At 41.7% G+C, this 26236-nt stretch carries 26 protein-coding genes and 1 rRNA gene; 16 read left to right on the forward strand and 11 right to left on the reverse strand.

Annotated features, from left to right (window positions below; translation table 11 throughout):
- Positions 1-38: 38 nt before the first annotated feature.
- From JOD03_RS11565 to JOD03_RS11575, 3 genes are all read right to left on the reverse strand, one after another.
- Positions 39-1910, reverse strand: a complete 1872-nt coding sequence (locus JOD03_RS11565) for a heavy metal translocating P-type ATPase (protein WP_204591284.1) — start codon at positions 1908-1910, stop codon at positions 39-41.
- 101 nt (positions 1911-2011) lie between these two features.
- The gene (locus JOD03_RS11570) at positions 2012-3541 is read right to left on the reverse strand and encodes a fumarate hydratase (protein WP_204591286.1); all 1530 of its coding nucleotides are present in this window, start codon (positions 3539-3541) and stop codon (positions 2012-2014) included.
- 73 nt (positions 3542-3614) lie between these two features.
- A complete protein-coding gene (locus JOD03_RS11575; RefSeq protein ID WP_204591288.1) occupies positions 3615-3800 on the reverse strand; it encodes an SE1561 family protein in 186 nt (61 codons plus the stop codon).
- A gap of 362 nt (positions 3801-4162) precedes the next feature.
- On the opposite strand from JOD03_RS11575, the gene JOD03_RS11580 reads away from it, so the two are divergent.
- Positions 4163-5320 (forward strand): MFS transporter, encoded by a 1158-nt coding sequence (locus JOD03_RS11580; RefSeq protein ID WP_204591290.1) that lies wholly within the window; start codon positions 4163-4165, stop codon positions 5318-5320.
- A 221-nt stretch (positions 5321-5541) separates the two neighbouring features.
- On the opposite strand, the gene rlmD is transcribed toward JOD03_RS11580, so the two are convergent.
- The 4 genes from rlmD to JOD03_RS11595 all read right to left on the reverse strand — a co-directional run bounded on the left by rlmD (position 5542) and on the right by JOD03_RS11595 (position 8261).
- On the reverse strand, positions 5542-6912 hold the full coding sequence (rlmD, locus tag JOD03_RS11585) for a 23S rRNA (uracil(1939)-C(5))-methyltransferase RlmD (RefSeq protein ID WP_204591292.1): 1371 nt from the start codon (positions 6910-6912) through the stop codon (positions 5542-5544).
- A 49-nt stretch (positions 6913-6961) separates the two neighbouring features.
- Positions 6962-7192, reverse strand: a complete 231-nt coding sequence (locus JOD03_RS11590) for a polysaccharide deacetylase family protein (RefSeq protein WP_239584967.1) — start codon at positions 7190-7192, stop codon at positions 6962-6964.
- The gene (locus tag JOD03_RS13800; protein WP_338032474.1) at positions 7180-7281 is read right to left on the reverse strand and encodes a polysaccharide deacetylase family protein; all 102 of its coding nucleotides are present in this window, start codon (positions 7279-7281) and stop codon (positions 7180-7182) included. The genes JOD03_RS11590 and JOD03_RS13800 overlap by 13 nt, the downstream gene beginning before the upstream one ends.
- An 80-nt stretch (positions 7282-7361) precedes the next feature.
- On the reverse strand, positions 7362-8261 hold the full coding sequence (locus JOD03_RS11595; RefSeq protein WP_204591294.1) for a TIGR01777 family oxidoreductase: 900 nt from the start codon (positions 8259-8261) through the stop codon (positions 7362-7364).
- Positions 8262-8339: 78 nt separating this feature from the next.
- Here JOD03_RS11595 and recX point away from each other — a divergent pair, with 78 nt between their 5' ends.
- Positions 8340-9146 carry a recombination regulator RecX gene (gene recX, locus JOD03_RS11600; RefSeq protein ID WP_204591296.1) on the forward strand — a complete coding sequence of 269 codons (807 nt, stop codon included), beginning with the start codon at positions 8340-8342 and terminating at the stop codon, positions 9144-9146.
- The gene (locus JOD03_RS11605) at positions 9139-9456 is read left to right on the forward strand and encodes a YfhH family protein (RefSeq protein ID WP_204591298.1); all 318 of its coding nucleotides are present in this window, start codon (positions 9139-9141) and stop codon (positions 9454-9456) included. The genes recX and JOD03_RS11605 overlap by 8 nt, the downstream gene beginning before the upstream one ends.
- A gap of 26 nt (positions 9457-9482) precedes the next feature.
- On the opposite strand, the gene JOD03_RS11610 is transcribed toward JOD03_RS11605, so the two are convergent.
- Complete coding sequence (locus tag JOD03_RS11610; RefSeq protein ID WP_204591300.1) at positions 9483-10469, reverse strand: metal-dependent hydrolase; 987 nt, start codon at positions 10467-10469, stop codon at positions 9483-9485.
- 119 nt (positions 10470-10588) lie between these two features.
- On the opposite strand from JOD03_RS11610, the gene mutY reads away from it, so the two are divergent.
- The 8 genes from mutY (at position 10589) to nikC (ending at position 19915) form a co-directional block, all read left to right on the forward strand.
- A complete protein-coding gene (gene mutY / locus JOD03_RS11615; RefSeq protein WP_204591302.1) occupies positions 10589-11620 on the forward strand; it encodes an A/G-specific adenine glycosylase in 1032 nt (343 codons plus the stop codon).
- 119 nt (positions 11621-11739) lie between these two features.
- On the forward strand, positions 11740-12285 hold the full coding sequence (ntdP, locus tag JOD03_RS11620; protein WP_204591304.1) for a nucleoside tri-diphosphate phosphatase: 546 nt from the start codon (positions 11740-11742) through the stop codon (positions 12283-12285).
- 55 nt (positions 12286-12340) lie between these two features.
- Positions 12341-14086 carry an ABC transporter ATP-binding protein gene (locus JOD03_RS11625; RefSeq protein ID WP_204591306.1) on the forward strand — a complete coding sequence of 582 codons (1746 nt, stop codon included), beginning with the start codon at positions 12341-12343 and terminating at the stop codon, positions 14084-14086.
- Between the two features lie 191 nt (positions 14087-14277).
- A complete protein-coding gene (locus JOD03_RS11630; RefSeq protein WP_204591308.1) occupies positions 14278-15297 on the forward strand; it encodes an ABC transporter ATP-binding protein in 1020 nt (339 codons plus the stop codon).
- On the forward strand, positions 15272-16285 hold the full coding sequence (locus tag JOD03_RS11635) for an ABC transporter ATP-binding protein (protein ID WP_204591310.1): 1014 nt from the start codon (positions 15272-15274) through the stop codon (positions 16283-16285). Before JOD03_RS11630 ends, JOD03_RS11635 begins: the two co-directional genes overlap by 26 nt.
- Positions 16275-17912: an ABC transporter substrate-binding protein gene (locus tag JOD03_RS11640; protein WP_204591312.1), complete on the forward strand. Its 1638-nt coding sequence runs from the start codon at positions 16275-16277 to the stop codon at positions 17910-17912. The genes JOD03_RS11635 and JOD03_RS11640 overlap by 11 nt, the downstream gene beginning before the upstream one ends.
- Positions 17913-17992: 80 nt before the next feature.
- The gene (locus JOD03_RS11645; protein ID WP_204591314.1) at positions 17993-18997 is read left to right on the forward strand and encodes an ABC transporter permease subunit; all 1005 of its coding nucleotides are present in this window, start codon (positions 17993-17995) and stop codon (positions 18995-18997) included.
- 66 nt (positions 18998-19063) lie between these two features.
- Positions 19064-19915, forward strand: a complete 852-nt coding sequence (gene nikC, locus JOD03_RS11650) for a nickel transporter permease (protein ID WP_420837251.1) — start codon at positions 19064-19066, stop codon at positions 19913-19915.
- 26 nt (positions 19916-19941) lie between these two features.
- Here the strand turns inward: nikC and JOD03_RS11655 are convergent, their stop codons facing one another.
- Positions 19942-21015, reverse strand: a complete 1074-nt coding sequence (locus tag JOD03_RS11655) for an aromatic acid exporter family protein (RefSeq protein ID WP_204591319.1) — start codon at positions 21013-21015, stop codon at positions 19942-19944.
- A 17-nt stretch (positions 21016-21032) separates the two neighbouring features.
- Positions 21033-22325 carry a glutamate-1-semialdehyde 2,1-aminomutase gene (locus JOD03_RS11660; protein WP_204591321.1) on the reverse strand — a complete coding sequence of 431 codons (1293 nt, stop codon included), beginning with the start codon at positions 22323-22325 and terminating at the stop codon, positions 21033-21035.
- 99 nt (positions 22326-22424) lie between these two features.
- Here JOD03_RS11660 and bcp point away from each other — a divergent pair, with 99 nt between their 5' ends.
- The 3 genes from bcp (at position 22425) to perR (ending at position 24391) form a co-directional block, all read left to right on the forward strand.
- Positions 22425-22913, forward strand: coding sequence for a thioredoxin-dependent thiol peroxidase (gene bcp, locus JOD03_RS11665; RefSeq protein ID WP_204591323.1), 489 nt, complete (start codon positions 22425-22427; stop codon positions 22911-22913).
- On the forward strand, positions 22910-23848 hold the full coding sequence (locus tag JOD03_RS11670; protein WP_204591325.1) for a D-2-hydroxyacid dehydrogenase: 939 nt from the start codon (positions 22910-22912) through the stop codon (positions 23846-23848). The genes bcp and JOD03_RS11670 overlap by 4 nt, the downstream gene beginning before the upstream one ends.
- A gap of 99 nt (positions 23849-23947) precedes the next feature.
- Positions 23948-24391, forward strand: a complete 444-nt coding sequence (gene perR / locus JOD03_RS11675; protein ID WP_275580389.1) for a peroxide-responsive transcriptional repressor PerR — start codon at positions 23948-23950, stop codon at positions 24389-24391.
- Between the two features lie 36 nt (positions 24392-24427).
- Here the strand turns inward: perR and JOD03_RS11680 are convergent, their stop codons facing one another.
- The gene (locus tag JOD03_RS11680) at positions 24428-24775 is read right to left on the reverse strand and encodes a YgzB family protein (protein ID WP_204591329.1); all 348 of its coding nucleotides are present in this window, start codon (positions 24773-24775) and stop codon (positions 24428-24430) included.
- Positions 24776-24892: 117 nt separating this feature from the next.
- Between JOD03_RS11680 and JOD03_RS11685 the strand changes: the two genes are divergently transcribed.
- Both JOD03_RS11685 and JOD03_RS11690 read left to right on the forward strand, forming a co-directional pair.
- Positions 24893-25756 carry a nucleotidyltransferase-like protein gene (locus JOD03_RS11685; RefSeq protein WP_204591332.1) on the forward strand — a complete coding sequence of 288 codons (864 nt, stop codon included), beginning with the start codon at positions 24893-24895 and terminating at the stop codon, positions 25754-25756.
- Between the two features lie 398 nt (positions 25757-26154).
- Positions 26155-26236: ribosomal RNA gene (locus JOD03_RS11690) — 16S ribosomal RNA — on the forward strand; the annotation flags it as partial.

Here is a 26236-nt window from a genome sequence, read left to right on the forward strand (position 1 = left end):
TCTCAGGTTAACCCTAGAGAACTAGCTGTTTTTTTATTTCACAAACTTTTTAACATGCGTAATCCATTTACTATTACTAAAATAGTGGACCCTTCATGTCCAATTACACCTAGTGGCAAGTTTACTATTTGTAAGAAATTCGAAATAATTAAAAGAGCTATGACAGCGATTGAGAAAGCTAAATTTTGTTTTACGATCCGTTGCATTTTGCGTGAGAGTTCGACAGAGTAAGAGAGTTTTGTGAGTTCATTTTTCATCAACACGACATCTGCTGTTTCTAATGCTACATCAGTTCCATCGCCCATCGCAAAACCAGTTGTAGCGGTTGCGAGTGCTGGAGCGTCATTGATTCCATCTCCAACCATCCCCACATAAGGATATTTCTCTTTTAATTTCTTCAATTCAGTGACTTTTGTTTCAGGTAAACATTCTGCTACAAATTCATCGATTCCTGCTTCTTTTGCAATCGTTTCAGCAGTTTTCGCATTATCGCCAGTCAACATAATTGTGGTGATCCCTAGCTTTTTAAGTCGAGCAATAGTTTCTTTTGCTTCAGGTCTGACCTGATCTTTTAATGCAATTAATGCTAAAATGCCTTGATCGTCACGTATATAGGTAACAGTCTTTCCTTCAGACGCCAATGACTCTGAAATTCTTCCTGCAAAAGAAAATGCTTCTTCACGCCCTACAAAATCGGGTTTACCCACTTTATAGGTCGCTCCATTCATTACTCCACTCATACCAAAACCTGTGACATCTTGGACATCTAACTGAAGAGTAGGGGAGACTCCTTGATTTTTTGCATAGTTTGTAATTGCTACAGCTAGAGGATGATTAGATTTGTCCTCAATGGATGCTAGAATTTGAAGCGTTTTTTTCTCATCCACATCGGGTCGTGTAATGAAGTCCGTCACTTCGGGTTTTCCCCTAGTGAGTGTACCAGTCTTATCAAATGCTATAGCAGTGAGTTTTGTTAAACTCTCTAAATGGCTACCCCCTTTTACTAATATTCCATTCCGTGCACCATTCGAAATAGAAGCCAACGTCGCTGGCATGATGGAAGCGACAACAGCACAAGGGGATGCTACTACAAGAAGCACCATGGCACGATAAAAAGTTGTCGACCAATCCCATCCAACTAGGTAGTGAGGAAGGAAGAGCATGAAACCAACAGTAATTAATACTACTTTTACATATGTCCCTTCAAAACGCTCAATAAACTGTTGAGAAGGAGACTTTTCGTTTTGAGCAGCTTGAACAAGCGCAATGATTTTTTGGAAAAGGGAATCTGCGTTTTCTTTTATAACTTCTGCAGTCAATACACCACTGCCATTCACTGTCCCGGAAAAGATTTCACTGCCCACTTGTTTTGTAACAGGAATGGGTTCACCAGAGATAGCTGCCTCATCAACTGAAGACACACCATCAATAACTTTTGCATCTGCTGGAATCTTTTCACCGGGCTTGATGAGTATGCGATCCCCTAATTGTAAAGAGTCTACATCCACTAGGTGAGGGATATTCGATCCATCAAGTTTCCATGCCTGATCTGGTTGCATATTTACAAGAGCGGCAATTTCTTTTTTACTTTTATTCATTGTGTACGTCTCTAAAGCTCCACTTAATGAGAAGATGAAGATTAAAATCGCTCCCTCTGCCCAATACCCGATAATGGAAGATCCAACTGCAGCCAAAATCATAAGCAGTTCTACATTTAGTTTTCGATCCTTTACGGTTTTTTCAATTCCTTCTTTTGCTTTAAAGTAACCACCAATCGCAAACGCAAAAAGAAACACGATGACGGACGCCGTGTTCAAGTCATTTCTTGATAATATCCATCCTGTTAAAATCAAGAGGCCTGAAACCAATGCATTGATTAATTCGATGTGAGGAGACAATCTATGTAGCATATGCGCACCGTCCTTAAAATTATTATTACTTTATAATAATTCTAATTAAGAGAAAATGCAACAAAAGGGATCTTCATTTCTGAAAATCCCTCCCACCTAAATTAAAATACGCGTTCTTTATGAAGTGCTAGTTTTTCTAATGATGACTTATCGACATCTGCATGAAGACTGTTTCCGTGAGAGTCCATTGTAACAACAGCTGTAAATTCCTCTACACGTAAGTGCCACATGGCTTCAGGAATACCAAATTCCATTAAGTCGACACCGTCTACACCTTTGATACAATCCGCATAGTACTGAGCGGCTCCGCCAATTGCATTTAAATAAACACCGCCGTGCTCTTCTAGGGCAGCTAGCGTTTTAGGCCCCATACCACCTTTACCAATGACAGCACGAATACCAAATTTCTTCATGATGTCTCCTTGATAAGGTTCTTCACGAATCGACGTAGTAGGGCCAGCTGCACGAACGTGCCAATTGCCTTCCGCATCTTTTTGCATCACTGGGCCACAGTGATAAATGATTTGGCCGTCAAGGTCGACGGGTGCATCATGACTCATTAAATGATGGTGAATAGCATCGCGGCCTGTGTACATACGCCCTGAAATTGAGACAACGTCACCAACTTTTAATGAGCGGATTTTCTCTTCAGTAATAGGTGCTTCTAAGCGCACTACTTCTTTCACTTCTTCTTCAATAGTTTCTTGTTGTTTAAATTCAATTTTCTCGCCGTCCTGATAGTGCCAGTTAGTAATTTCACCAGTTGCCGGAGAGATATCAATTGCCATACGGCGATACGCCCAACAGTTATAAGCTACCGATACATAGAAGCTTGCAGGAATACGATGCATAACCCCAATTTTACATCCTAACAAAGTAGCTTCTCCGCCGAAGCCCATTGTACCGATACCTAGTGTGTTCGCTTTTTCAACAATATAGTCCTCTAGCTCAGCAAGTTTGGCATCCGGATTTACATCTTCAACAGAACGGAATAATTGTTCTTTTGCAAGGTCATATCCAGACGAACGATCTCCGCCAATTCCAACACCGATAAAGCCAGCAGAACATCCTTGTCCTTGTGCTTGATACACAGAGTGGAGGATACATTTACGTATTCCATCTAAATCTCGTCCTGCACGGCCTAGGCCTTCGAGTTCAGCAGGTAGGCTGTATTGGATGTTCTTATTTTCACAACCGCCACCCTTTAAGATGAGCTTCATTTCAATGTAGTCATTTTCCCATTGTTCAAATTTCATCACAGGTACACCAGCACCCAAGTTGTCTCCACTATTTTCTCCAGTTAGAGAGTCGACTGAGTTTGGGCGAAGCTTCGCATCATTTGTAGCCGCTGCGATTGCACGTTTGATTGCTGCTTTGATTTCTAGTTGATTGACCCCGATTGGTGTTTTGATTTTAAAAGTTGGTAACCCAGTATCTTGACAGATAGGGGAGACGTTGTCGTCTGCCATTTGAATATTGTTCGCAATTGTATCTAAACTCATTGCTGCACGTGTTCCAGCGTTTTCAGCTTTCTTCGCTTTAGCGATGGCACGACGGACGTCTTTTGGAAGGTTCGTACTTGTCTCTGTGATTAACGTATAAATACTTTTTTCAAGATTTTCAGTGTACATAATTGATTCTCCCTTATATGAGGTATTACTTTAAGTATACCTTTCTGTGAACATGAAAAAAAGAGTAGCTAAGCTACTCTTGTGTTTTTTTGAATTGATCCATCTTTAGTTCTAAATCATCCATCATTTGAATTAAGCGATCGATATCTTCTACTTTTGTCGATTCGGGCTCAATTGAGTCAAGAACTTGTAAGAACATATTGAGACGGTCCTTCAGATAGCGGACTTGTTGCTCTTGATTGGTCACTTGGTTTCCCATCTGAGACACCTCCTTCAGCACTTATACTATACCCGAATCGTTGGGAAAAAGATAGGAGGATAGAAGTGTTTTAATAATTTATCTATTTTGAATATTTACACAACTTTTACTTTGTGATAAAGTTACTGTAATCTCTACTAGGAAGGAGGCCGTAGTGAACCTGTCGAAAACCAACAACGTTAGGAGGCGGTTCAGACATTTCACCGGCTGGATAGTAGCCGTTAAATGCAGTTATGAAACAAAATAAGGTAGTTAAAGACGTATAAAAGACCTCAACAGTGATGCAGACTGTCGAGGTCTTTTGTTGTGTGCATTTCCGTGCTAGACTGGTGAAAGTGAATAGAAAGAAAGAGGCTATATCTATGACAATTACAACACGCCAGCGTTTTTACATATTAGTATTGATTGTTGCCATATCCGGATTTTCACAGGGGATGTTACTCCCCTTAATTTCCATCATCTTTGAACAGGATGGAGTGAATGCTACATTAAACGGTTTGAGTGCAACAGGCCTTTATATCGGAACTTTGTTAGTCTCTCCATTTATGGAGGCACCACTTCGAAAATGGGGGTATAAACCAATCATTTTAGTTGGTGGACTACTCGTTATTATTTCTCTAGCACTTTTCCCCTTGTGGAAGAGTGTATTGTTTTGGTTTGTCCTTCGTTTGTTAATTGGTATTGGAGATCATGCTCTTCATTTTTCGACTCAGACATGGATTACTAGTACGTCTCCGAAAGACCGATTAGGAAAGAATATTGCACTTTATGGTTTATCATTCGGTTTAGGTTTTGCAGTAGGACCCCTTCTAGTTCCTCTTGTCTCCATCCATGAAGGGTTGCCGTTTGTTGTTTCGTCGGTTCTTTGTTTGATTGCATGGTCGTTTGTGTTCTTTTTAAAAAATGATTTCCCTGAAACCTATACGACAAAGTCTTTATCCTCCGCCGGACGATTTAAAGCTTCATTTGTCATTGCATGGGTGGCTTTCCTGCCCCCATTAAGTTACGGCTTTTTAGAATCTAGTCTTCACGCAATTTTTCCGGTCTATAGTTTGAGACAAGGTATCGAAGTGGCGAATGTCTCCATCATCTTAGCGGCATTTTCAATCGGAGGCGTTGTAAGTCAGTTGCCACTCGGTGCTTTGAGTGATCGTTTTGGTCGACGTCCGATGCTTGTAATTTTATTGGCGGGAGGGGCGACAGCCTTCTTTATCGGCGGTTTGTTCGAGACATACGTCATAGCCATTATCATTTCATTCTTTGTAGCAGGGTTGTTTGTTGGTTCCATGTTTTCTTTAGGAATTGCTTACATGACAGATTTGACTCCGAAGGCATTGCTGCCGACAGGCAATTTACTTTGTGGAATTGCGTTTAGTGTAGGCTCATTAACAGGTCCTTTTGCAGGGGGACTGTTCTTGCAATTTACTTCTTCGATTAGTTTTTTGTGGTTGGTATCCGGGTTATTACTTTTGATTATGCTTCCGATTGCGTGGCGAAAGCCTGTGCCAGTATCAAGTTGAGTTCCGTTAAGGGGCTGCTTTCCGAGGGCGCGGCGTGAGCCTCCTCGTCGCAGGCTCCTGCGGGGTCTCACGTTCCGACTTTACTCCCACTGGAGTCAGCCCCTTCACTCCACTCAACTTTATCAATGCATAAATTAATCTCTTGATTGTAATTGTATCAATGATTTGGAAACTAAAAATCCGTCTTGTTCCTCAAACAGAGAGACAAGACGGATTTTAGTTTAGTTTAAGACCAGCTCTACCACACACTCGATTTGAGAAGTTTGTGGGAACATATCGACTGGCTGAATGGAAACCACTGAATATTTTTTTGTTAGACGCGCTAGGTCTTTAGCTAGAGTGGAAGGATTACAAGACGTGTACACGAAGCGTTTCGGTTTCGTACGTAAAATAACATCCATCAATTCGCTATCAAGACCGGTACGAGGTGGGTCAGCTGTTAAAACATCGATCGCAAATCCTTCTTTTTGCCACTTTGAAACCCACTCTTCAGGAGTTCCCACGACAAATTGTGTGTTTTTCCGGTTGTTACGGGCCGCATTTTTCTTCGCATCTGAAATAGCTTCCGGAACGATGTCCATACCGCGTACTTCTTTTGCGTCACCTGCTAACCAAAGGCCAATTGTGCCAACGCCACAATAAGCATCTACAACATTTTCAGTACCCGTCAGATGAGCGGCTTTTTTCACTTCGTTATAAAGGTGAACGGTTTGTACGGGATTCAATTGGAAGAAAGCACGAGCGGATAGGTCGAATACAAGACCGTCTAATATTTCAACCATTGTTTCCTTACCCCATAAGTTAAACGTAGTTTCACCAAAAATCAAACTTGTTCGGTCTGCATTGATGTTTTGACTGATTGAGACAATGGAAGCATTCATTTTAGTGATAGCCTGTGTCAATTCTTCTTTGTGCGGGAATTTCTTTTTTGTTGTAATGAGTGTCACTTGAATCTGGCCGCTTTCGATTCCTTTACGAACAACGATTGAACGGATGATGCCTTGTGGGTCTTTGTCATCGTAAACAGGGATCTTGTACTGCTCAATAAATGCTTTGATTTCGTTTGTGATCTTTGTAGTTTCCGGTTGTTGCACGAGACAGTCATCGATATCGACTAAGAAATTTGAACCGGCTGCAAATAAACCAGCCATCACTTTCGCACCTTTTTGACGTACTTGGAATTGACTCTTATTCCGGTAATGCCAAGGATCTTCCATTCCGATAGTCGGTTTGACAAGTTCCTCCGTCACATCTGGTGAGTAGCGTTCTAGCGCTTGGAGAACGATATCACGTTTTTCAACAAGCTGCCGGGTATACGTCATATGTTGAAGTTGGCACCCTCCGCAAGCGTCATAAACCGGACAAGGAGGAGTCACGCGGTCTTCAGATTTTTCGCGGATCTGCTTGATTTTTGCAGTTGCAAAGCGGCGTTGCACTTCTGTTACATGGGCTGTAATGACTTCTCCAGGAAGTGCTCCTGGAACGAACACTACATGCTTTTTGAAGAATCCAACCCCTTCACCGTTGATACCGAGTCGTTTGATTGTTAGCGGGAACTCTTGCCCGATCTTAATTGTTACATTTTCACTCATTCACTTCACGTCCTTCTTAGTATGTCCTCATTATACAGGACGAGAGAAGTCAATGGAAAGAGATGGGCGTATTCACGGACTGTTTGCGCAATTCATCTAATTCTTTGAATGTGTAACCGAGACGTTTTGCTTCAGCAATAAATTCAGGCAAAGCATCCGAGTTGTCTTGTGTTACTGTATGCAACAATACAATGGCACCGGGGTGTAACTGATCAACTAACTCTTTTACGACTACATCTTTGCCGCGCCTACGGTCTTGATGCCAATCTACAATCGCCATCGACCAAAAGATATGTCGTGTTCTTTCAACGTGTCTAAAATAGAAGTTGTCTGGCCGTTTTCATAGCCATTATCGAATGTTAAGTAAATTGTTTTTTCACCACTTTATATGCACGATACGCAAAATAAAACACACCCTTTTTAAAGTAGGGTGTGCTCATAAATCTCAATTATCCGTAAATATTCTTAAGGGCTTCTTGTGCTGTTGGAAACTCAAATTTAAATCCATGTTGCAACAAGACTTCTGGAATGACTTGTTGACCTTCAAGCACAAGCTGACTTTTTTCACCTAGAGCCGCTTTTAGAGCGACACCTGGGACAGGTACTAAGTGAGGTCTATGTAAGACTGTCCCAAGTACTTTTCCAAAATCATCGTTTCGAAGTGGTCGTGGTGCGGTTACATTGAAAGCACCCGAGAGCTCATCTGTAGTAAGTGCGAAATAAATCGCATTTGCCACGTCTTTTACATGTACCCATGAAAGCCATTGTCTCCCTGAACCTACTTTGCCACCGACAAATAATTTATAAGGTAATGCCATAAGTGGGAGAGCACCTTCGTCTTTTCCTAAAATGACACCAAATCGAGCACAGGCTACACGAACACCATGTTGTTCAGCCTTTTTAGCTTTCTTTTCCCAGTCCTCAACGGTTTTGGCTAAAAAGTCATCTGCTCGTTCAGGTGAATCTTCTGTATATGTTTTGTGCTTAGAGCTAGGATAAATTCCTATTGCGGAAGCATTCACGAGAACAGATGGTTTCACTGAAAGAGTTTCGATAATCCGGAGCACTTCATCAGTTGCCTCCATGCGACTTTCATAGATTTTCTTTTTCTGATCATCCGTCCAGCGACCCTCGTTAATTGAAGTGCCTGCAAGGTTGATAATCCCATCAATACCTTCTAATTCTGTTTCAGGCGTTGCGCCTTCTGTAAGCCATTTGACAAACGTGATAGATGAATCACTTTTTTTATCGGAGCGTGTAAGAATAAACACTTGATGACCTTGAGAAAGTAGCAAATTTGTTAGTTCTTTCCCTACAAAGCCTGTGCCACCCGTAATTGCAAACTTCATCGAATGACCTCCTTTTTTTTGTATGATACTATAGAAGTTACCCTAAAATCTCGTAGATGAACCTGAGGAGCTGAAAATATGCCAGTCATCACAAAGATTACACGTCAGAAAAGACATCAAGACCGTTATAATATTTATTTAGATGAAGAATATGCATTTAGCGTGGATGAAAGTGTACTCATTCAGCATCAACTCACTAAAGGTAAGGTCGTTGCAGACTTTGAAATGGATGACATGGTTTATGAAGATGAAGTGCGAAAGGCATTTAGTGCAGCACTCAATTATTTAAGTTTTCGTATGCGAAGTGAACAAGAAGTAAAGAAGAAATTACTCGACTCGGGTTACGGAGAGTCTGTAGCACTTGAAGCAATCAAAAAATTACATGATTACAACTACTTAAATGATGAAGCATTCTCGAAAGCGTTATTGTCTACTGAAAAGAATTCATCTAAGAAGGGACCGAACGCAATCAGACAGTCTTTAAAACAAAAAGGTATTGATGAAGACACACGTCAACAAGTTCTCGACACGTACACGGAAGAGGATCAGATAGAAGTAGCCATGGCCCTTGCGGAAAAAACATTACGTTCCGCCCAAAAACTCACGCCATCCCAACAAAAAAAGAAAATCCAAGATCTCCTAGCGCGCAAAGGCTATCCTTTTCATATTGGAAAATCTGTAATAAGCCGATTAGAAGATGAACTCGTCACAGATGAATGGGATGCAAAGTTACAAGATCAAGGCGAGAAGGCATGGCGTAAAGTGTCAGCAAAATACAACGGGCGTGAAAGACGCCAAAAAGTGAAGCAACAACTTTACGGAAAAGGCTTTCCATTAGAAATTATTGATCAATTTATAGATATGAAGGAGCAAGAAGATGGATAAGAAATATAGTCAGATGAACGAGCAAGAATTGCGACAGGAAATCGCAAACCTAAAAGAAAAATCCCGAAAAGCAGAGCAACTCGGTATTGTAAATGAATACGCAGTGTACGAACGCAAAGCAAAAATGGCTCAAGCATACTTGATTGATCCTAAATCTATCATTCCGGGTGAGTTGTATAAAATAGAAGGAGACCCAGGAGTCTACTTTAAAGTGGAGTATTTAAAAGGACGTTTTGCATGGGGATACCGACTAGGCGGAGAACGTTTTGAAGAAGCTTTGCCAATTTCAATGCTTGAAAAAGTAAAGTAACCTCTAGCAAACGCTAGAGGTTACTTTCATGATTCATCCAAGTTAAAATCAAGTTTTTTATGCAATTTATCTTCACTGAATATCCAACCTGTATAAGAGTTCACGATTTCTAGCTCACTGTTCAAGTGTGCAACTGCAACAAAAGGATAATAATCATTGCTACGGTAACGTAGGTCGATAAAACGTACTTCATGCACTTCTTCGTGTTTTGTGACTTCCCATCGGTAAATAGGGGAGAACGAGAGAAAGGCATCAATATTTTTATCTTTAAGTGCAGCGCGGACAATTTTATTTTCCGGAAGTGGCTGACGCTCGAACTTGTCATATATCGTAATATTCCGTCCGTAAGCGCGTCCTACATAGTAGTGATTGCCATCAATCGCCGCAATGCGCCACTGATAAAAACGCATAGTTGGGGAAATGATAATTCGTTCGGCATTTGGTATTTTTAATTTCACAGCATGTCGAACGGCTGCTTGTACTTGAAAACGAACGATGTAATAAACAATGATAATCGCATACATGATTAAAAAGGTGATTACAGGATTTGCTCCCAAAGCCCATGTCAGCAATCCTATAATATGAATTCCAAAAATAATGGGATCAAATGTATTGATTACCCCAAGCGCGACCCACTGATTTGAAATCGGACGGAGTGCTTGCGTTCCATATGAGTTGAAGATATCTACAAAAACATGAAGAAAGACTGCCAAGAACGTCCAGAGCCAGACATGTAGCATGTCAGCAGATGGAAAGATGAAGCTTAGTCCGAGTGTAATCAATAGGGGCCAAGTGATCACTGCAGGAATGGAGTGAGTGGCTCCTCGATGATGTCGAATATAAACCGCATTGTTCCGAAGTTTTAATACAGTGTCTATGTCAGGTGCCTGTGAACCAATAATTGTTCCCGCAAGGACCGCGGTGAATGTTACAGAGTGGTTTGCGACGACCGGATCAATTGTGGCCAATCCTCCGAGGGCAATACCCATCACGATGTGTGTACCAGTGTCCATGCAAACGTCACCCTCCTTTATAAATGGATTGATACTAGAATATAAGAAAATTACTCAGATGCCTAGCACATTGACTTTACCCTTTTCTCATCAAATGTAATCCGAAAGGAAGGAACACAATGCTTGATCAAAAAGGAAAAGAGATTCAACAAAATCTTGTTAAGTGGTATCTAAAAGAAAAACGAGATTTGCCGTGGCGACATACTACCGATCCTTATCATATTTGGATTTCGGAAGTCATGCTTCAACAAACACGGGTGGATACAGTTATTCCGTACTATAATCGCTTCACTAAAGCTTTTCCAACGATGCATGACCTCGCAAATGCGGAGGAAGAAGAATTGCTGAAATTATGGGAGGGACTCGGCTATTACTCTCGCGCAAGAAATTTGCAGCAAGGTGTCAAAGAAGTAATCGAACTTTACGATGCTAAAGTTCCAAATACACGTGAGCAAATCAGTGCGATTCGAGGGATCGGACCTTACACAGCAGGTGCTATTCTTAGTATTGCTTATGGTGTCCCAGAGCATGCAGTAGATGGAAATGTTATGCGTGTGTTAAGTCGTCTCTATGCAATAGAAGAAGATATCGCAAAACCGAAAGCAAAAAAGATTTTCGAAGACTTAATTATGATGATTATTGACAAGGAAGATCCGTCTTCATTCAATCAAGGAGTTATGGAACTTGGTGCAACAATTTGCACACCGGGGAAACCGAAGTGTTTACTATGTCCTGTACGAGAGCAATGCGCTGCATTTGAACAGGGGAAAACTGACTCTCTTCCTATTAAAAGTAAAAAATCGAAAGTGAAAAAAATCACATACAATGGCTATATGCTGAAACGTTCAGACGGCAAGTGGTTGGTCGAGCAAAGGGAAGAAGGGCTGCTTGCGAAACTATGGCAGTATCCTCTTATCGAAACGAATCAGACAAATTGGGCGGATCTGTATGGCATCACGTGGTTGGAAGTCGAGAAAGTTGGAGAAGTCACGCATCTATTTAGTCACTTAAAATGGGAGATTGAAGTCTTTGTAGGTAAGGTTGAAGTGAAAGACGCCGAAAAGTTTGCGGGTCGCTGGGTGACAGAAGAGGAGTTGAATCAGCTTCCGCTTCCAGTTCCCATACAGAAAATGAGAAATCTTGCTGAATAAGAAATTTTGACAAGGCTACTGTTATACTACTTTTTTCCTTCTAGTATTGTTATAATGTGAAACATCACAGATAAATTAGATAGGTTTTTCAGCTTGTCATTTGAGAAGGTGGCTACATCATGACTATTCCGGTGGAAGGAGAAATGATCCAGATTCACAGCTATAAACATAATGGCAATATTCATCGTGTCTGGCATGAGACGATGGTGCTGAAAGGGACAAAAAATATTGTCATAGCTGCAAATGATCGAACATTAGTGACGGAATCGGATGGAAGGACATGGGTGACGCGTGAACCGTCGATCTGCTACTACCATGCCGAGTACTGGTTCAATATTATTTGCATGTTGCGTGAAGATGGAGTATATTACTACATCAATTTAAGTTCGCCATTCGTCTATGAAGACAAAATGTTGAAGTACATTGATTACGATCTGGATATGAAAGTATTTCCAGATCAATCGTACACACTCTTAGATGAAGACGAGTATGAGCAACACAAGAAAGAGATGGACTACCCTGACGAGATTGATATCATTTTAAAGCGTACAATCCAGACTTTAAAGAACTGGATACAGCAACGGAAAGGTCCGTTCGCACCCGACTTTATTGATGCTTGGACAGCACGCTATCAACTTCATAAGGAAATCCGCAAACCTGACTAAACCTGTTGCTATTCTAGCAGCAGGTTTCGTCTTGCTTACAGAAAGGAGTGACAGCATGGATGTAATTAAACGCTATATGCAGTTTGTAAAACCGTACAATTGGCAAATTGCCATTACGATCTTCATCGGAATCATAAAGTTTGCCATCCCGCTTTTCATCCCTATTCTTATTAAAATTGTTATCGATGATATCATTGGCGGAAACATGTCAGATGCCGAGAAGTTGCGTCTGTTATTTTATTGGTTAGGAGGAACCGCACTAGTTTTCTTCCTCGTACGGCCACCGATTGAATACTATAGACAATATCTTGCGCAATACGTGAGTAACAAGATTTTATTTGATATCCGGGAAAAATTATTCGACCATCTGCAAAAGTTGAGCTTGAAATACTATGCCAACACACGTGCCGGTGAAGTCATCTCGCGTGTAATCAATGATGTCGAGCAAACAAAGAACTTTGTTGTGATTGGGTTAATGAATGTATGGCTGGACCTTGCAACAATTTTGATTGCTATTGGAATAATGTTGACACTCAATGTGAAATTAACGCTCGTCACGCTTATTGCATTCCCGTTTTATGCGTTCAGCGTCAAATATTTCTTTGGTCGACTAAGAGATCTCACACGACAACGCTCTCAAGCTCTAGCAGGCGTTCAAAGTTACTTACATGAACGTGTTCAAGGGATGAGTGTCATCAAAACATTCACACTCGAGCAGCATGAACAAAGAAATTTTGACGAAGCAAATGGGGAATTTTTAGACAAGGCGATGGACCAGACAAAGTGGAATGCAAAAGCTTTTGCAGTCGTCAACACCATTACAGATGTGGCCCCACTACTTGTCATTGCTTACGCTGGTTACGAAGCAATTACTGGTGACCTTTCAGTCGGAACAATGGCAGCATTCGTAGCCTATATTGAAAGACTCTATAGCCCACTGCGTCGACTGGTCAACTCATCGACGACACTAACACAATCCATTGCCTCGATGGACAGGATGTTTGAATTGATGGATGAGGGCTATGAGGTACAAGATCGACCAGGTGCAAAAACACTAGATAAGGCTAACGGGGAACTTTCTTTTCAAAATGTTTATTTCCAGTATGAAGAAGAAGGAACGCCTGTATTGCGTGGTATCAACTTTACCATCCATCCAGGGGAAACTGTCGCATTTGTTGGGATGAGTGGTGGTGGAAAGTCGACAATCATTAGTTTGCTCCCACGTTTCTACGACGTGACGGATGGTGCAATTCGCTTAGATGGCACGGATATTCGCGATGTTACGATAGAGTCTCTCCGAAAGCAAATAGGACTTGTTCTGCAAGATTCCTTATTGTTCAGTGATTCTATTAAAATGAATATCGCGATGGGAAATCCAAAAGCGACAGATGAAGAAATTATTGCAGCAGCTAAAGCAGCAAATGCACATGATTTCATCATGGGTCTGCCAAACGGCTATGATACAACAGTTGGGGAAAGAGGCGTCAAACTGTCAGGTGGACAAAAGCAACGAATCGCTATTGCACGTGTCTTTTTGAAGGATCCACGCATTTTGGTTTTAGACGAAGCAACTTCTGCACTCGATTTAGAGAGCGAAGCACTCATTCAAGACTCGTTAGAGCGACTCGCGAAGGATCGAACAACTTTAGTGGTCGCGCATCGTCTATCTACGATTACACACGCGGATCAAATTCTGGTCGTCGAACATGGTCAAATTACCGAATCAGGAACTCACGCTCAATTGATGAAAAAGCAAGGTGCTTACTATAACTTATTCCAAGTGCAACAATTAGAAGACTAGAAACCAGTGCGTTTACTTAAAGTAGAGTAAACGCATTGGTTTTTTTATTTTAAACGAAAATATTAGTATAGCTTTTTAAATATAATTTATTTATAAAAAAAGTGATTGCAAGGAAGGATTTCTTGTGTAAAATAATAATTACATAAAATTCATTTAATAAAGAATTTTCAGATAGTGGAGAGGGGCGCATCATGACAAAACGCAAAGCTGTCCTAGAAGTCAAAAACCTTCAAACATCTTTCTTCACAGACGACGGAGTTATTCCTTCAGTCGATTATGTAGATTTCGAAGTTCGTGAAGGAGAAATCCTAGGAATCGTTGGAGAGTCGGGAAGTGGAAAAAGTGTAACCAGTTTATCTGTAATGGGACTTATTCCTTCACCTCCAGGAAAAATCACTTCAGGTGAGATTCTTTACAACGGCACAGACATTTCAAAATACAATGACAAGAAAATGAGAAGTATACGTGGAAATGAAATTGCGATGATTTTCCAAGAACCCATGACATCGTTAAATCCACTTTTTACGATTGGAAGCCAAATGAAAGAAGCAGTTCTCCTACATAAAAAAGGCTGGTCTAAAAAACAAGCACATGCTCGGGCAGTAGAAATGTTGAAACTTGTAGGTCTTCCTCGTGCAGAAGAATTGATGAAAGATTATCCGCATCAATTGTCTGGCGGAATGAGACAACGTGTGATGATTGCCATGGCCCTAGTCTGTGATCCGAAAGTATTGATTGCTGATGAACCGACTACGGCACTCGACGTGACGATTCAAGCACAAATTCTGAAGTTGATGAAAGACTTAAACACACGTTTAAACACGGCGATCATCCTCATTACACATGATTTAGGCGTAGTAGCTGAAACGTGTGAACGTGTTGTCGTCATGTATGCAGGTAAAGTGGTAGAAGAAGGACCGGTTGAAAAGATTTTCACAAACCCAGAGCATCCGTATACAAAGGGTCTTCTTGCTTCGGTACCGGATATGCGTTTCAAAAAGCAGTCCCTGTACTCGATTCCAGGTAACGTACCAAAACCTGGTTCTATCAAAGAAGGCTGTCGTTTCGCAGCGCGTTGCTCGGAAGTATTTGGTCGCTGTACTGTGGAATCACCTCCTCTATACCAAACAGCAGCTGAACATAAGACACGCTGTTTCTTATACGACACGGAGGAGGTAGCTAATCATGACAGAGCCATTGTTGAAAGTTGAAGGGCTTAAAAAATATTTCCCAGTAAAAAATGGCCTGTTCGGAAAGACGACGGGGCATGTCAAAGCAGTGGATGACGTTTCTTTCTATGTGAATGAAGGAGAAACACTTGGCATTGTTGGAGAATCAGGATGTGGGAAGTCCACTACGGGACGGATGCTCATGCGCCTTCTGGAACCGACAGAAGGAAAAGTAACCTTTGATGGACAAGAACTTACGACATTGTCCGCACAAGAAATGCGTAAAGCACGTCGAGAAATCCAAATGGTGTTCCAAGATCCCTATGCGTCTTTGAATCCACGTCACACAGTGGAAAAGATTTTGATGGAGCCACTCATTGTTCACAACATTGGTGATACGAAATCCCGTAAGAAAATGGTGAAAGACTTTTTAGAAATAGTAGGACTCAGTAGTTATCACGCTAAGCGTTATCCTCACCAATTTAGTGGGGGACAGCGCCAACGTATTGGGATCGCACGCGCATTGATGACCAATCCAAAACTGATCATTGCAGATGAACCTGTCTCCGCTCTCGACGTATCGATTCAAGCTCAGGTGCTCAATTTGATGCAAAAACTGCAACGAGAGTTGAAATTGACGTATATTTTCATCGCGCATGACTTAGGCGTTGTTCGGCATATCAGTGATCGAGTTGGTGTGATGTACTTAGGAAAGATGGTGGAACTTGCGTCGAGTGAGAATCTTTACGCAGACCCGCTTCACCCCTATACAAAAGCACTACTCTCAGCTGTACCTGTACCAGACCCGAACTTTACGCGGGAAGAAATCTTGTTAGAAGGAGATATCCCGAGTCCTTCGAATCCGCCAAGTGGGTGCACATTCCATACACGCTGTCCATTTGCAAAGGAACAGTGTAAGCAAGTCGTTCCTCAACTCGAGGAAGTCAAACCAGGTCATTATGTTGCGTGTCATTTATATGATGCAGACATGATAGATAAAAAATCGTGGAGGGGTCTTAATGAGAAATAAGAAAATTTGGTCGTTCCTGTTGTTCTTCGGATTGATCATGATGCTCTTCTTAGCAGCTTGTAGCTCGGATGAACAAGGCTCAGAAGGCAACAATGAAGAAGGAAACAATGAAGAAGGCACGAATGAAGAATCAGGCGAACCAAAAGTATTAATCTTTGGTCGTGGGGGAGATTCGGTCAGCCTTGACCCAATCGCTGTAACGGATGGAGAGTCTTTCAAAGTTACACAAAACGTTTTTGAAACGCTTGTAAACTTTGGTGAGCAAGATACGACAATCAACCCAGGTCTTGCAAAAGAGTGGACTGTCTCTGACGACGGATTGACGTATACGTTCATGCTTGAAGAAGGCGTGAAATTCCATGACGGCACTGATTTCAATGCAGAAGCTGTTGTAGCAAACTTTGATCGCTGGTCTTCAGGTACAGCAGATAAGTACTACTATTACAAATCGATGTTCGGTGGATTTGGTGATGAAGAAGGTCACGTAATCGAATCTGTTACTGCAGATGATGAGTTCACAGTGACATTCAAGCTGAAGCGTCCACAAGCACCATTCTTAAAGAACATCGCAATGAGCCCATTCGGTATGGGGTCACCAACAGCATTTGAAGCAGCTGGCGATGCATTTGGAGATGAGCCAGTCGGTACTGGACCATTCAAATTTGTAGAGTGGAAGCGCAATGACTCGATCACAATCGAGAAGTTCGAAGATTACTGGCAAGAAGGGTTCCCGAAACTTGATCGCGTTGTATTCCGCGCAATTCCGGACAACTCAGCTCGTCTTAACGCATTACTTACGGGTGAAATTGATTTAGCAGATGGTGTAAACCCATCAGACGGAGCTTCAATTGAAGGAGATGCTGCACTTCAATTGTTCGAGCGTCCATCTATGAACGTTGGTTACCTTGGTTTAACAAACACGCGTCCTCCATTTGACAATGTATTAGTTCGTCAAGCGATGAACCATGCAATTGACAAACAAGCAATCGTGGATGCATTCTTTGAAGGTCGTGCAGAAGTGGCTGTGAACCCAATGCCACCAAGTATCTCTGGATACAACGATCAAATCGAAGGTTATGACTATGATCCAGAACGTGCAAAAGAGCTACTTGCTGAAGCAGGTCTACCAGATGGATTTGAGATGGAACTATGGGCAATGCCTGTACCACGTCCATATATGCCAGATGGTATGAAAGTTGCTGAAGTTATGCAGAAAAACTTAGCAGACGTTGGAATCACTGCTGAAATCGTGTCATTCGAGTGGGCTACTTACCTTGAAAAAGCACGTAACGGAGAAGCAGATGCGTTCATGTTAGGTTGGACGGGTGACAATGGTGACGCTGATAACTTCCTATACGTACTTCTTGATGGAGACAACATCGGAAGCAACAACTACACATACTATGACAACGAAGAATTACATGAACTTTTAATCGCAGCGCAATCTGAAGTTGACGAAAATACACGTAACGAATTGTACATGCAAGCACAAGAAATCATCCATGAGGATGCTCCTTGGGTTCCACTTGCTCACTCTACACCGTTACTAGCAGGGAAAGCTGAACTTACTGGGTTTACACCACACCCAACAGGTTCTGACAAACTGCACACTGTTGATTTCGAATAATATGCTGAGAGGATGAGGGGAATCTTCGAGATTTCCCTCTCTTTTTATGACGTTTTACTAAAGGGGAAGAGGTGAAGAGCGTGGTCAATTATATTGGTAGACGCTTATTACAGTTAATCCCAGTTTTGCTCGGAATGACGTTCGTAGTATTTATGATCATTCGTGCAATACCCGGAGATCCTGCTCAAGTCATTTTAGGTCAATTGGCTTCTAAAGAAGCAGTCGAAGCATTACGAGCAAAGCTCGGATTAGATAATCCCTGGTATATTCAATACTTTGAATACCTTGGAGGATTGCTCCAAGGCGACTTAGGGGAATCCTTACGAACAAAACAGCCTGTAGCTGAAGAGGTATGGCCTTATCTGGCTGCGACATTTGAACTGGCTTTCTTTGCCATCTTAATTGCCGTAATTATCGGAGTGAATGCTGGAATTATCTCTGCATGGTTCCAGAACTCATGGTTTGATTACACTGCCATGGTACTTGCACTTGTTGGAGTATCCATGCCGATTTTCTGGTTAGGTTTAATGGAACAATGGATTTTTGCTATCGAGTTAGGTTGGTTCCCAACATCTGGTCGAGAGGATGTGCGAAATCCGATCAGCGCACAATCTGGTTTTTACATACTCGATACAATCATGCAAGGTCGTTTTGATCAGTTGGGTCAAGTTCTGCGTCATCTAGTATTACCAGGTATTGCGCTTGCTACAATACCAATGGCCATCATTGCACGGATGACACGCTCTAGTATGTTAGAGGTCATGCGCTCTGATTACATCCGTACAGCGCGTGCAAAAGGTCAAAAAATGTTCTGGGTTGTATACAAGCATGCATTGAAAAATGCAGTTATCCCAGTATTAACTGTTATCGGTCTTCAAATGGGTCTACTTTTAGGTGGGGCGATTTTAACGGAAACCATATTTTCTTGGCCAGGAATTGGGCGCTATGTATATGAAGCGATTCAGTTCCGGGATTACCCTGTAATTCAATCTGGTATTTTAATCATTGCTTTCATTTTCGTTATGATCAACCTGATTGTTGATATTTTATACGGCTTGATTGATCCACGAATCAAATATGACTAGAAAGGAGGATATTTTATGACGACTCCAGATCCGAAAAATTTAGTGCCTGCAGAGCAGGAAGTGCAAATGGAACGTGAAACGGGTCCATGGCGTGATGCTTGGAAGAATTTCCGTAAAAACAAGATAGCTCTTGTTGGAAGTGTGATTGTCTTTTTCTTTATCTTACTAGCGATTTTTGGCCCATGGATTGCACCAGAAGGTATAAATGATCAAAAGTTAACGGAACGATTGAAATCTCCTTCTAGTCAATACTGGTTTGGGACAGATGATTTTGGACGCGACATTTTTTCTCGTGTTATTCTAGGGGCTCGTATTTCTCTTGGTGTTGGATTCTTTTCTGTAATTGGTTCAGTAATTGTAGGGAGCGCGCTTGGTATTATTGCCGGGTACTACGGAAAATGGGTAGACACAATCATCTCACGTGTCTTTGACATCATGCTCGCGTTTCCGAGTATCTTGCTTGCAATCGCTGTTGTTTCAGTATTAGGTCCTTCTTTAGTGAACGCTTTGATTGCGATTGCAATCATCAACATTCCGAACTTTGGTCGATTGATTCGCTCCAAAGTACTGACTGTTAAACAAGAAGAGTACATTACATCAGCAAGAGCAATCGGTATGAAAGACTTCCGAATTTTGATATCGCATATTCTTCCAAACTCGTTGGCACCGGTTATTGTAGCAGGTACACTTGCCGTCGCCTCTGCGATTATCGAAGCCGCTGCACTTGGCTTCTTAGGTCTTGGTGCACAAGCGCCAGCTCCGGAATGGGGCAAGATGCTTGCGGATGCAAGAAATTATTTGCGAAATGCTCCTTGGACGATGATTTTCCCAGGTGTAGCCATTATGCTGACCGTTCTTGGTTTTAACTTAATGGGTGATGGTCTACGAGATGCACTTGATCCGAAAATGAAAACATAAAAAAAGCTGCCAGCGATGGCAGCTTTTTATAGTTCAACTTTCACATCAATCTCGTCCCCGTGGTACGTCTGATAGGAACTGATCAAAGTATCTAAGTGTTCGAGGTGTTCTTCATATGTCAAAATCGCAGACAGCAGATGCAATAAATGATAGGTTGAGAAATCTTCATCTCGTTTTGTTTCGTAGATTTGTGTCATGAAAATCTCCATCACCTCATGGCGCTTAATAAAGTGATCATCATTGATCCATTCCAATTGATCAGGTTTCAATCGTCCAATAAACTTTAAATGCAGATGTTCATGGTACGTCAGAAGTGTATCCAAGCGTTCTTGAATCATCATGTGAAAATGGTCTGGCAATTGCATGATGTCATGCTCATACGCAGATAAACGCCGGATGACATATAAACTCTTATAAGACGTCGTAATAAGTTCACGATAGATGACAAGTTTTCTTCCTTTAGCATACTTCGCTTTTTTCGTATAACCACGTTCTTCTTTGAAGAGTAAAAATAGCTGATCGATTTTGACGAGTTGCTCTTCTATTGATGTGACAGCTTGTTTAAGTGATTGATGGTCTGCAGCATGACGAATACCGATTCGAATCCAGCGAATGATTTCATCCTGCGTGGTGCTGATTTTCGTGAACAGTCTTGTCTCGTATTTTGGAGGAATAAAGACAAGGTTCACCGCGAAGGCAGACAATACACCTACACCAATTGTGGCTATCCGAAACATGGCAGCAATAAGGAAATCATCGCCTTGAATTTCCATCACCGCAATGATGGTAACAAGTGCAAGCGGAATCGTCTTCTGTAGCTTTAGTTTTAACATGACTGAGATGGCTATGATCGTCGTCAAACCAACCATGAAAAACGAATTACCAAAGAGCATAGCGAACGTCACGGCAAACGCCGCTCCGATCAAATTCGATTGAATCTGTTCAAAAACAGTCATATATGAGCGATAGATCGACGGCTGTACAGCAAAAATGGCCGCGATACCTGCAAAGATCGGCACAGGTAGCGCAAGTAGATCAGCAATATAAAGGGCAAGCGCTATAGCGATCCCGGTTTTAAATACACGTGCACCTAGTTTCACTAGGCATCACACTCCTTTTACTGAGCCATTTTTTCAAATGCATGATTCACAGCTTTTACTGTTTCTTCAATATCTTGTTCCGTATGAGCAGTCGTAACAAACCAAGCTTCGTACTTTGAGGGTGCTAGGTTGATGCCTTGCTCGAGCATCAAGCGGAAGAAGTGTGCGAACTGCTCGCCATCCGAAGCTTCTGCTTGCTCATAATTTTCAACCTTTTCATCTGTAAAGTAGATGGAAAGGGCTCCTCTAATACGATTCACTGTTATCGCAATTTGGTGTTGTTTCGCAGCAGCAAGAATTCCATCTTCCAAAAGTTTACCTAGACGGTCGAGTTCCTCATAAACCCCAGGCGCACGAAGAACTTCTAGACATGCGATCCCTGTTTGAATAGACGCGGGATTTCCGGCCATCGTTCCAGCTTGGTACGCTGGACCATTAGGTGCTACTTGTTCCATTACTTCTTTCTTTCCACCGTAAGCTCCGATTGGTAAGCCTCCACCAATGATTTTTCCTAATGCTGTTAAATCTGGTTCAAATCCAAGGAGAGTAGAAGCGGCACCGTAGTGGAAACGGAATGCCGTTATCACTTCATCGTAAATGACAAGTGTGCCGTGCTTTTTCGCGTGCGTGTGAACAACTTCTAAGAATCCAGGGTTCGGTTCGACCATACCAAAGTTCCCGACAATCGGCTCTACTAAGATACCAGCTAATTCATCTCCCCATTTGTCCATTGCTTCTATAAAACGTTCTGGATCATTAAAAGGTACAGTGATGACTTCTTCGGCGATCGATTTAGGTACACCAGCTGAATCCGGCGTCCCAAGTGTTGCCGGTCCAGAACCTGCAGCGACCAATACAAGATCTGAGTGACCATGGTAACAACCAGCAAATTTCAACATCTTTATGCGACCTGTATATGCACGAGCCACACGGATTGTCGTCATCACAGCTTCTGTGCCCGAGTTCGTGAAACGGACTTTATCCATCGAAGGGATGGCTTCTTTCAACATCTTCGCAAATTTGATCTCGTGTTCTGTCGGTGTTCCGTACAGCAATCCATTTTGGGCTGCTGTTGTAAGTGCTTGTGTGATATGTGGGTGCGCATGACCTGTGATGATGGGTCCGTATGCTGCCAAATAGTCGATGTACTTATTGCCATCGACATCATAAAAGTATGCACCTTGCGCTTTCGCCATCACTGTAGGTGCGCCACCTCCAACTGCTTTATAGGAGCGCGATGGGCTATTGACCCCTCCTACTATATGAGTAACTGCTTCATTATGCAGTTTTTCTGATTGTGTTCGATTCATGGATGTTCCTCCTCTAAGTGTTCTCCCTTATTGTAGACAACTTTAATAGGAACAACAAGAACTCTATGCTATCCTAAAAAGCAAATAGGAGGGATCAAGATGACTGTAGAAAACTTAGAAGGTTTACAAGCACCATCCGTATCTTTACCAGATGAAAATGGCACGACCGTATCACTAGAAGATTACAAAGGAAAGCACTACGTAGTGTTGTATTTCTATCCACGTGACTCAACACCTGGATGCACGACGCAAGCGTGTGATTTTCGTGATCGATTCCCTGAATTTCAAGAATTAAATGCAAAAGTCATTGGTGTGAGCACAGACAGCGCCAAAAAGCACCAAAACTTTATTGCGAAAAATGACTTACCATTTTCGCTCTTAGTAGATGCGGATGCCGAAGCGGCTGAAGCTTATGGCGTGTGGAAGAAAAAGATGATGTACGGTAAAGAGTTTTATGGTATTGAACGTTCCACATTCTTAATTGCCCCTACTGGTGAAGTCGTCAAAGAATGGCGCAAAGTAAAAGTCCCAGGCCACGTTGAAGAAGTTCAAAAAACTCTTGAAGAGTCGCAGAAGGAGAACGCATGAACATTTTATTTACATTTGAGCCAAAACCGACGATTCAACAAGGCTTACAAGAACAAAATCCGCAGCATGACTTTGTTTTTCAGAAAGGGCAAAAGCCAACAACGTCAACCGATGTATGGGTAACATACGGCGAGGATGTGAAAGAGAGTGACCTTGATGAAAAACACAATTTGAAGTGGATCAGTGTGGCATCTGCGGGTATTGAAAAGATGCCGCTTGAAAAACTCTCTGAAAAGGGAATTGTAGTTACCAATGCGCGTGGTATTCACAAAACTCCAATGGCAGAATCAATTCTCGGCCACATATTGGCGCTCTATCGCAACTTACCGGCCATCTATCAATTGACCGTTGAAAAAGAATGGAGAAGGCCAAAGGGGTCTCGTGAATTAAAAGGCAGCAAAGCGGTCATTATTGGACCTGGAGCAATCGGAGAAGAGGTGGCACGACTGCTCTCTGCTTTCGGCGTTACTGTGGTAGGCTGCAACCGAAGTGGAAGAGAAGTGGATAGTGCGCACAAGACCGTTCCATTTCAAAACCTTGTCGAAGAACTAGAGGATGCGGATATCGTACTCTCATTACTCCCGAGTACGGCTGATACAAAGCATGCGCTGACAAAGAGTCATTTCAAAGCTATGAAAGCAAATCCAATCTTTATGAACTTTGGGCGCGGTGATGTAGCTGATGAGGCTGTTCTTGTGGAAGCTTTAGAAAATGGCTGGATTCGGCATACTGTCCTCGACGTATTTGAGATTGAGCCACTTCCTAAAGAAAGTCCACTTTGGTCACAAGATAATGTCACAATCTCACCGCATGTCTCGAGTCATTCAGATTATTATGTTGAAAGAGCATTGGAGATTTTCTCACGTAATTTGATTAAATGGGAACAAGGTGAAAGTGATTTAGAAAATCAAGTCGATTTAAAGCTAGGCTACTAAGGCTTGACGTAGTGAATCAGTTGACACTGCTGTTAGTTTCTTCTTATAATTAAGAATAACAATTCTAATGTAAGAATGAATCTGAAAGAGGTGCCGACTATGACCGAAGTGCATTTGCGTGATGCCTTAGATACACTGAAGTCAACAGGTGTTCGCATAACACCCCAGCGCCATGCTATTTTGGAATATATAATCCAGTCCATGACGCACCCAACTGCTGATGATATCTACCGTGCTCTCGAGAGTAAATTCCCGAGCATGAGTGTAGCCACTGTTTATAATAACCTTCGTGTTTTTAGAGAATCTGGACTTGTAAAAGAGTTAACATACGGTGATAGTTCTAGTCGTTTTGATTTCGTTACCAACGACCATTATCACATGATTTGTACAAGCTGCGGAAAAATCGTCGACTTCCATTACCCGGGATTGGATGAAGTAGAGCAACTGGCTTCGCACATTACTGGATTTGAAGTAGAATCTCATCGACTTGAAGTTTACGGAAAGTGTCCAAGTTGTAAAGGACAATCGAAAAATGTACAATAAAAAACTACCGTGACGATTCGTCCACGGTAGTTTCTTTTATTCACTCTTCTTATTGTAATCTTGACTAAATTCTTTTCCTTCTAGTGAAGGGTCAAGAGTAAGAGGCTCATTGCAATACATACATAAATCTACACGACCTAAAACTTTTGTGTGTTTACCACAGTTTGGGCAAACTACTTGAACAGCTCGAGTGGACAACAAACCGATCCAACCGTAAACAACTACGCTACCTAAAATGGCTAGCAATCCAAGAAGCATAAAAATAGTGACAAGAATCGGGTTTTCTCTGAAGAAGATTGCTCCGTACATGATGATAAACCCAATAAATATTAAAGCAAGTGCAAATGAACGAATCTTATTGATCTTATTTTTATATGGCGCCATGATTACCCTCCTAATTTCACCTAATACTATAGCATAATTTGCAGGAGAAAGAAGGACTTACGCATTCAATGTAGAATTTAATGCATAACAAGGTTCAAGCCGAGAAGGAGTGGAACGATGGAAGCTTTACTTAGACCAATCTATCAAGAGCGTGCAAGCGACCCCAACACATTAGGGATTTTACATATTCAAAAGAAAGAAAAGGTAAGTCCGTTAACAGACACGTTTGATTCCATCTTACTTGTCATTACAAAAGACGCAGAGCGACCTATCTTCACAAAACATTATTCCTATCACAATCAAAAAGCTGCTCTTCATACAATTACAGAGAAGCAGCTGCAAAAATGGCTGACTCTTGGCAAAAACCCAAAGTTAGTGGATTGGTTATTAAACAGCCGCATTTTATTTGATCGAAATGAATTTATTACACACTTAAAGAAGGAACTCGATGAATTTCCTGAGCGTGGAAGAAAAATTCGCATGGGAATTGAGTTCGCTCGCCTTACCCGTAGATATTTGGAAGGCAAAGTTTTTTACGATCAACAAAATTACTTAGATGCATACACCGAACTAGTCGATTCACTACATCATCTAGCAAGACTAGCAATATTTGAGCGTGGCATGCATCCAGAGGTACTGGTCTGGAAACAAGTGAAAGTCCTGGACCCAGCAATTTATAAACTCTATGATGAATTGGTTTCAAGTTCAGAGCCATTACAAAAACGAGTAGAACTTTTGTTTTTAGCAAGTGATTTCCTTATACATTCCCGCACGAAAGAAGCAGCTCTGCATATACAAGAAGTATTAGCACAGAAACCGTATTGGTCTATTCAAGAGATCCATGAACAAGCAGAGTTGAAGAATTATTCGACGGACTTAGAGGTCTATATTGAATTTTTAGTTGAAAAAGGAATCATCTTTATAGAAGAACATCAAACGAAAAGTTCGCAAATTATGCATAGATATTATCGTGTAGTCTAGTATTAATAAGGGCTCAGGTTATATGCTTGAGCCACCTTTAAATTATTTTAAAAAAATAGTTGACGTTATGTTTGAATATAAGTTATGATGATACACGTCGCTAAGGCAATAACGAATCAAACGAGCACTACAGCTTATATAACATTCGAAAAAAACTTCTAAAAAAAACAGTTGACTAATATAAGCTCAACTGATAAAGTGGAGAAGTCGCCAAAACGAGTGACACACAAAATGAACATTGAAAACTGAACATGCAAGACGTCAAGATAGAGCGTCACCGCCCCGACCCCCGTTGGGTGTGCGTGACGCAAACACGAACCAAGTCACTCCCTATAAACGGTTGTGATGGACGTTCAAAAATTAAGTCGGCAACAAAATGAGCTTATATTAAGTTCTCTTTTATGGAGAGTTTGATCCTGGCTCAGGACGAACGCTGGCGGCGTGCCTAATACATGCAAGTCGAGCGGATGAAGGAGGAGC

The organism is Chryseomicrobium aureum, assembly GCF_016909155.1.
In the GTDB taxonomy this organism is placed as follows: domain Bacteria; phylum Bacillota; class Bacilli; order Bacillales_A; family Planococcaceae; genus Chryseomicrobium; species Chryseomicrobium aureum.

Coding starts and splice junctions, on each gene's coding strand:
- ntdP (WP_204591304.1), top strand. CDS start 11,740: ATGACTATTCCGGTGGAAGGAGAAATGATCCAGATTCACAGCTATAAA.
- JOD03_RS11590 (WP_239584967.1), bottom strand. CDS start 7,192: ATGGCGATTGTAGATTGGCATCAAGACCGTAGGCGCGGCAAAGATGTA.
- JOD03_RS11685 (WP_204591332.1), top strand. CDS start 24,893: ATGGAAGCTTTACTTAGACCAATCTATCAAGAGCGTGCAAGCGACCCC.
- JOD03_RS11570 (WP_204591286.1), bottom strand. CDS start 3,541: ATGTACACTGAAAATCTTGAAAAAAGTATTTATACGTTAATCACAGAG.
- rlmD (WP_204591292.1), bottom strand. CDS start 6,912: ATGAGTGAAAATGTAACAATTAAGATCGGGCAAGAGTTCCCGCTAACA.
- JOD03_RS11605 (WP_204591298.1), top strand. CDS start 9,139: ATGGATAAGAAATATAGTCAGATGAACGAGCAAGAATTGCGACAGGAA.
- JOD03_RS11625 (WP_204591306.1), top strand. CDS start 12,341: ATGGATGTAATTAAACGCTATATGCAGTTTGTAAAACCGTACAATTGG.
- JOD03_RS11635 (WP_204591310.1), top strand. CDS start 15,272: ATGACAGAGCCATTGTTGAAAGTTGAAGGGCTTAAAAAATATTTCCCA.
- JOD03_RS11595 (WP_204591294.1), bottom strand. CDS start 8,261: ATGAAGTTTGCAATTACGGGTGGCACAGGCTTTGTAGGGAAAGAACTA.
- bcp (WP_204591323.1), top strand. CDS start 22,425: ATGACTGTAGAAAACTTAGAAGGTTTACAAGCACCATCCGTATCTTTA.
- nikC (WP_420837251.1), top strand. CDS start 19,064: ATGGAACGTGAAACGGGTCCATGGCGTGATGCTTGGAAGAATTTCCGT.
- JOD03_RS11610 (WP_204591300.1), bottom strand. CDS start 10,469: ATGGACACTGGTACACACATCGTGATGGGTATTGCCCTCGGAGGATTG.
- JOD03_RS11565 (WP_204591284.1), bottom strand. CDS start 1,910: ATGCTACATAGATTGTCTCCTCACATCGAATTAATCAATGCATTGGTT.
- JOD03_RS11640 (WP_204591312.1), top strand. CDS start 16,275: ATGAGAAATAAGAAAATTTGGTCGTTCCTGTTGTTCTTCGGATTGATC.
- JOD03_RS11580 (WP_204591290.1), top strand. CDS start 4,163: ATGACAATTACAACACGCCAGCGTTTTTACATATTAGTATTGATTGTT.
- JOD03_RS11630 (WP_204591308.1), top strand. CDS start 14,278: ATGACAAAACGCAAAGCTGTCCTAGAAGTCAAAAACCTTCAAACATCT.
- JOD03_RS11575 (WP_204591288.1), bottom strand. CDS start 3,800: ATGGGAAACCAAGTGACCAATCAAGAGCAACAAGTCCGCTATCTGAAG.
- JOD03_RS11660 (WP_204591321.1), bottom strand. CDS start 22,325: ATGAATCGAACACAATCAGAAAAACTGCATAATGAAGCAGTTACTCAT.
- perR (WP_275580389.1), top strand. CDS start 23,948: ATGACCGAAGTGCATTTGCGTGATGCCTTAGATACACTGAAGTCAACA.
- mutY (WP_204591302.1), top strand. CDS start 10,589: ATGCTTGATCAAAAAGGAAAAGAGATTCAACAAAATCTTGTTAAGTGG.
- recX (WP_204591296.1), top strand. CDS start 8,340: ATGCCAGTCATCACAAAGATTACACGTCAGAAAAGACATCAAGACCGT.
- JOD03_RS11680 (WP_204591329.1), bottom strand. CDS start 24,775: ATGGCGCCATATAAAAATAAGATCAATAAGATTCGTTCATTTGCACTT.
- JOD03_RS11670 (WP_204591325.1), top strand. CDS start 22,910: ATGAACATTTTATTTACATTTGAGCCAAAACCGACGATTCAACAAGGC.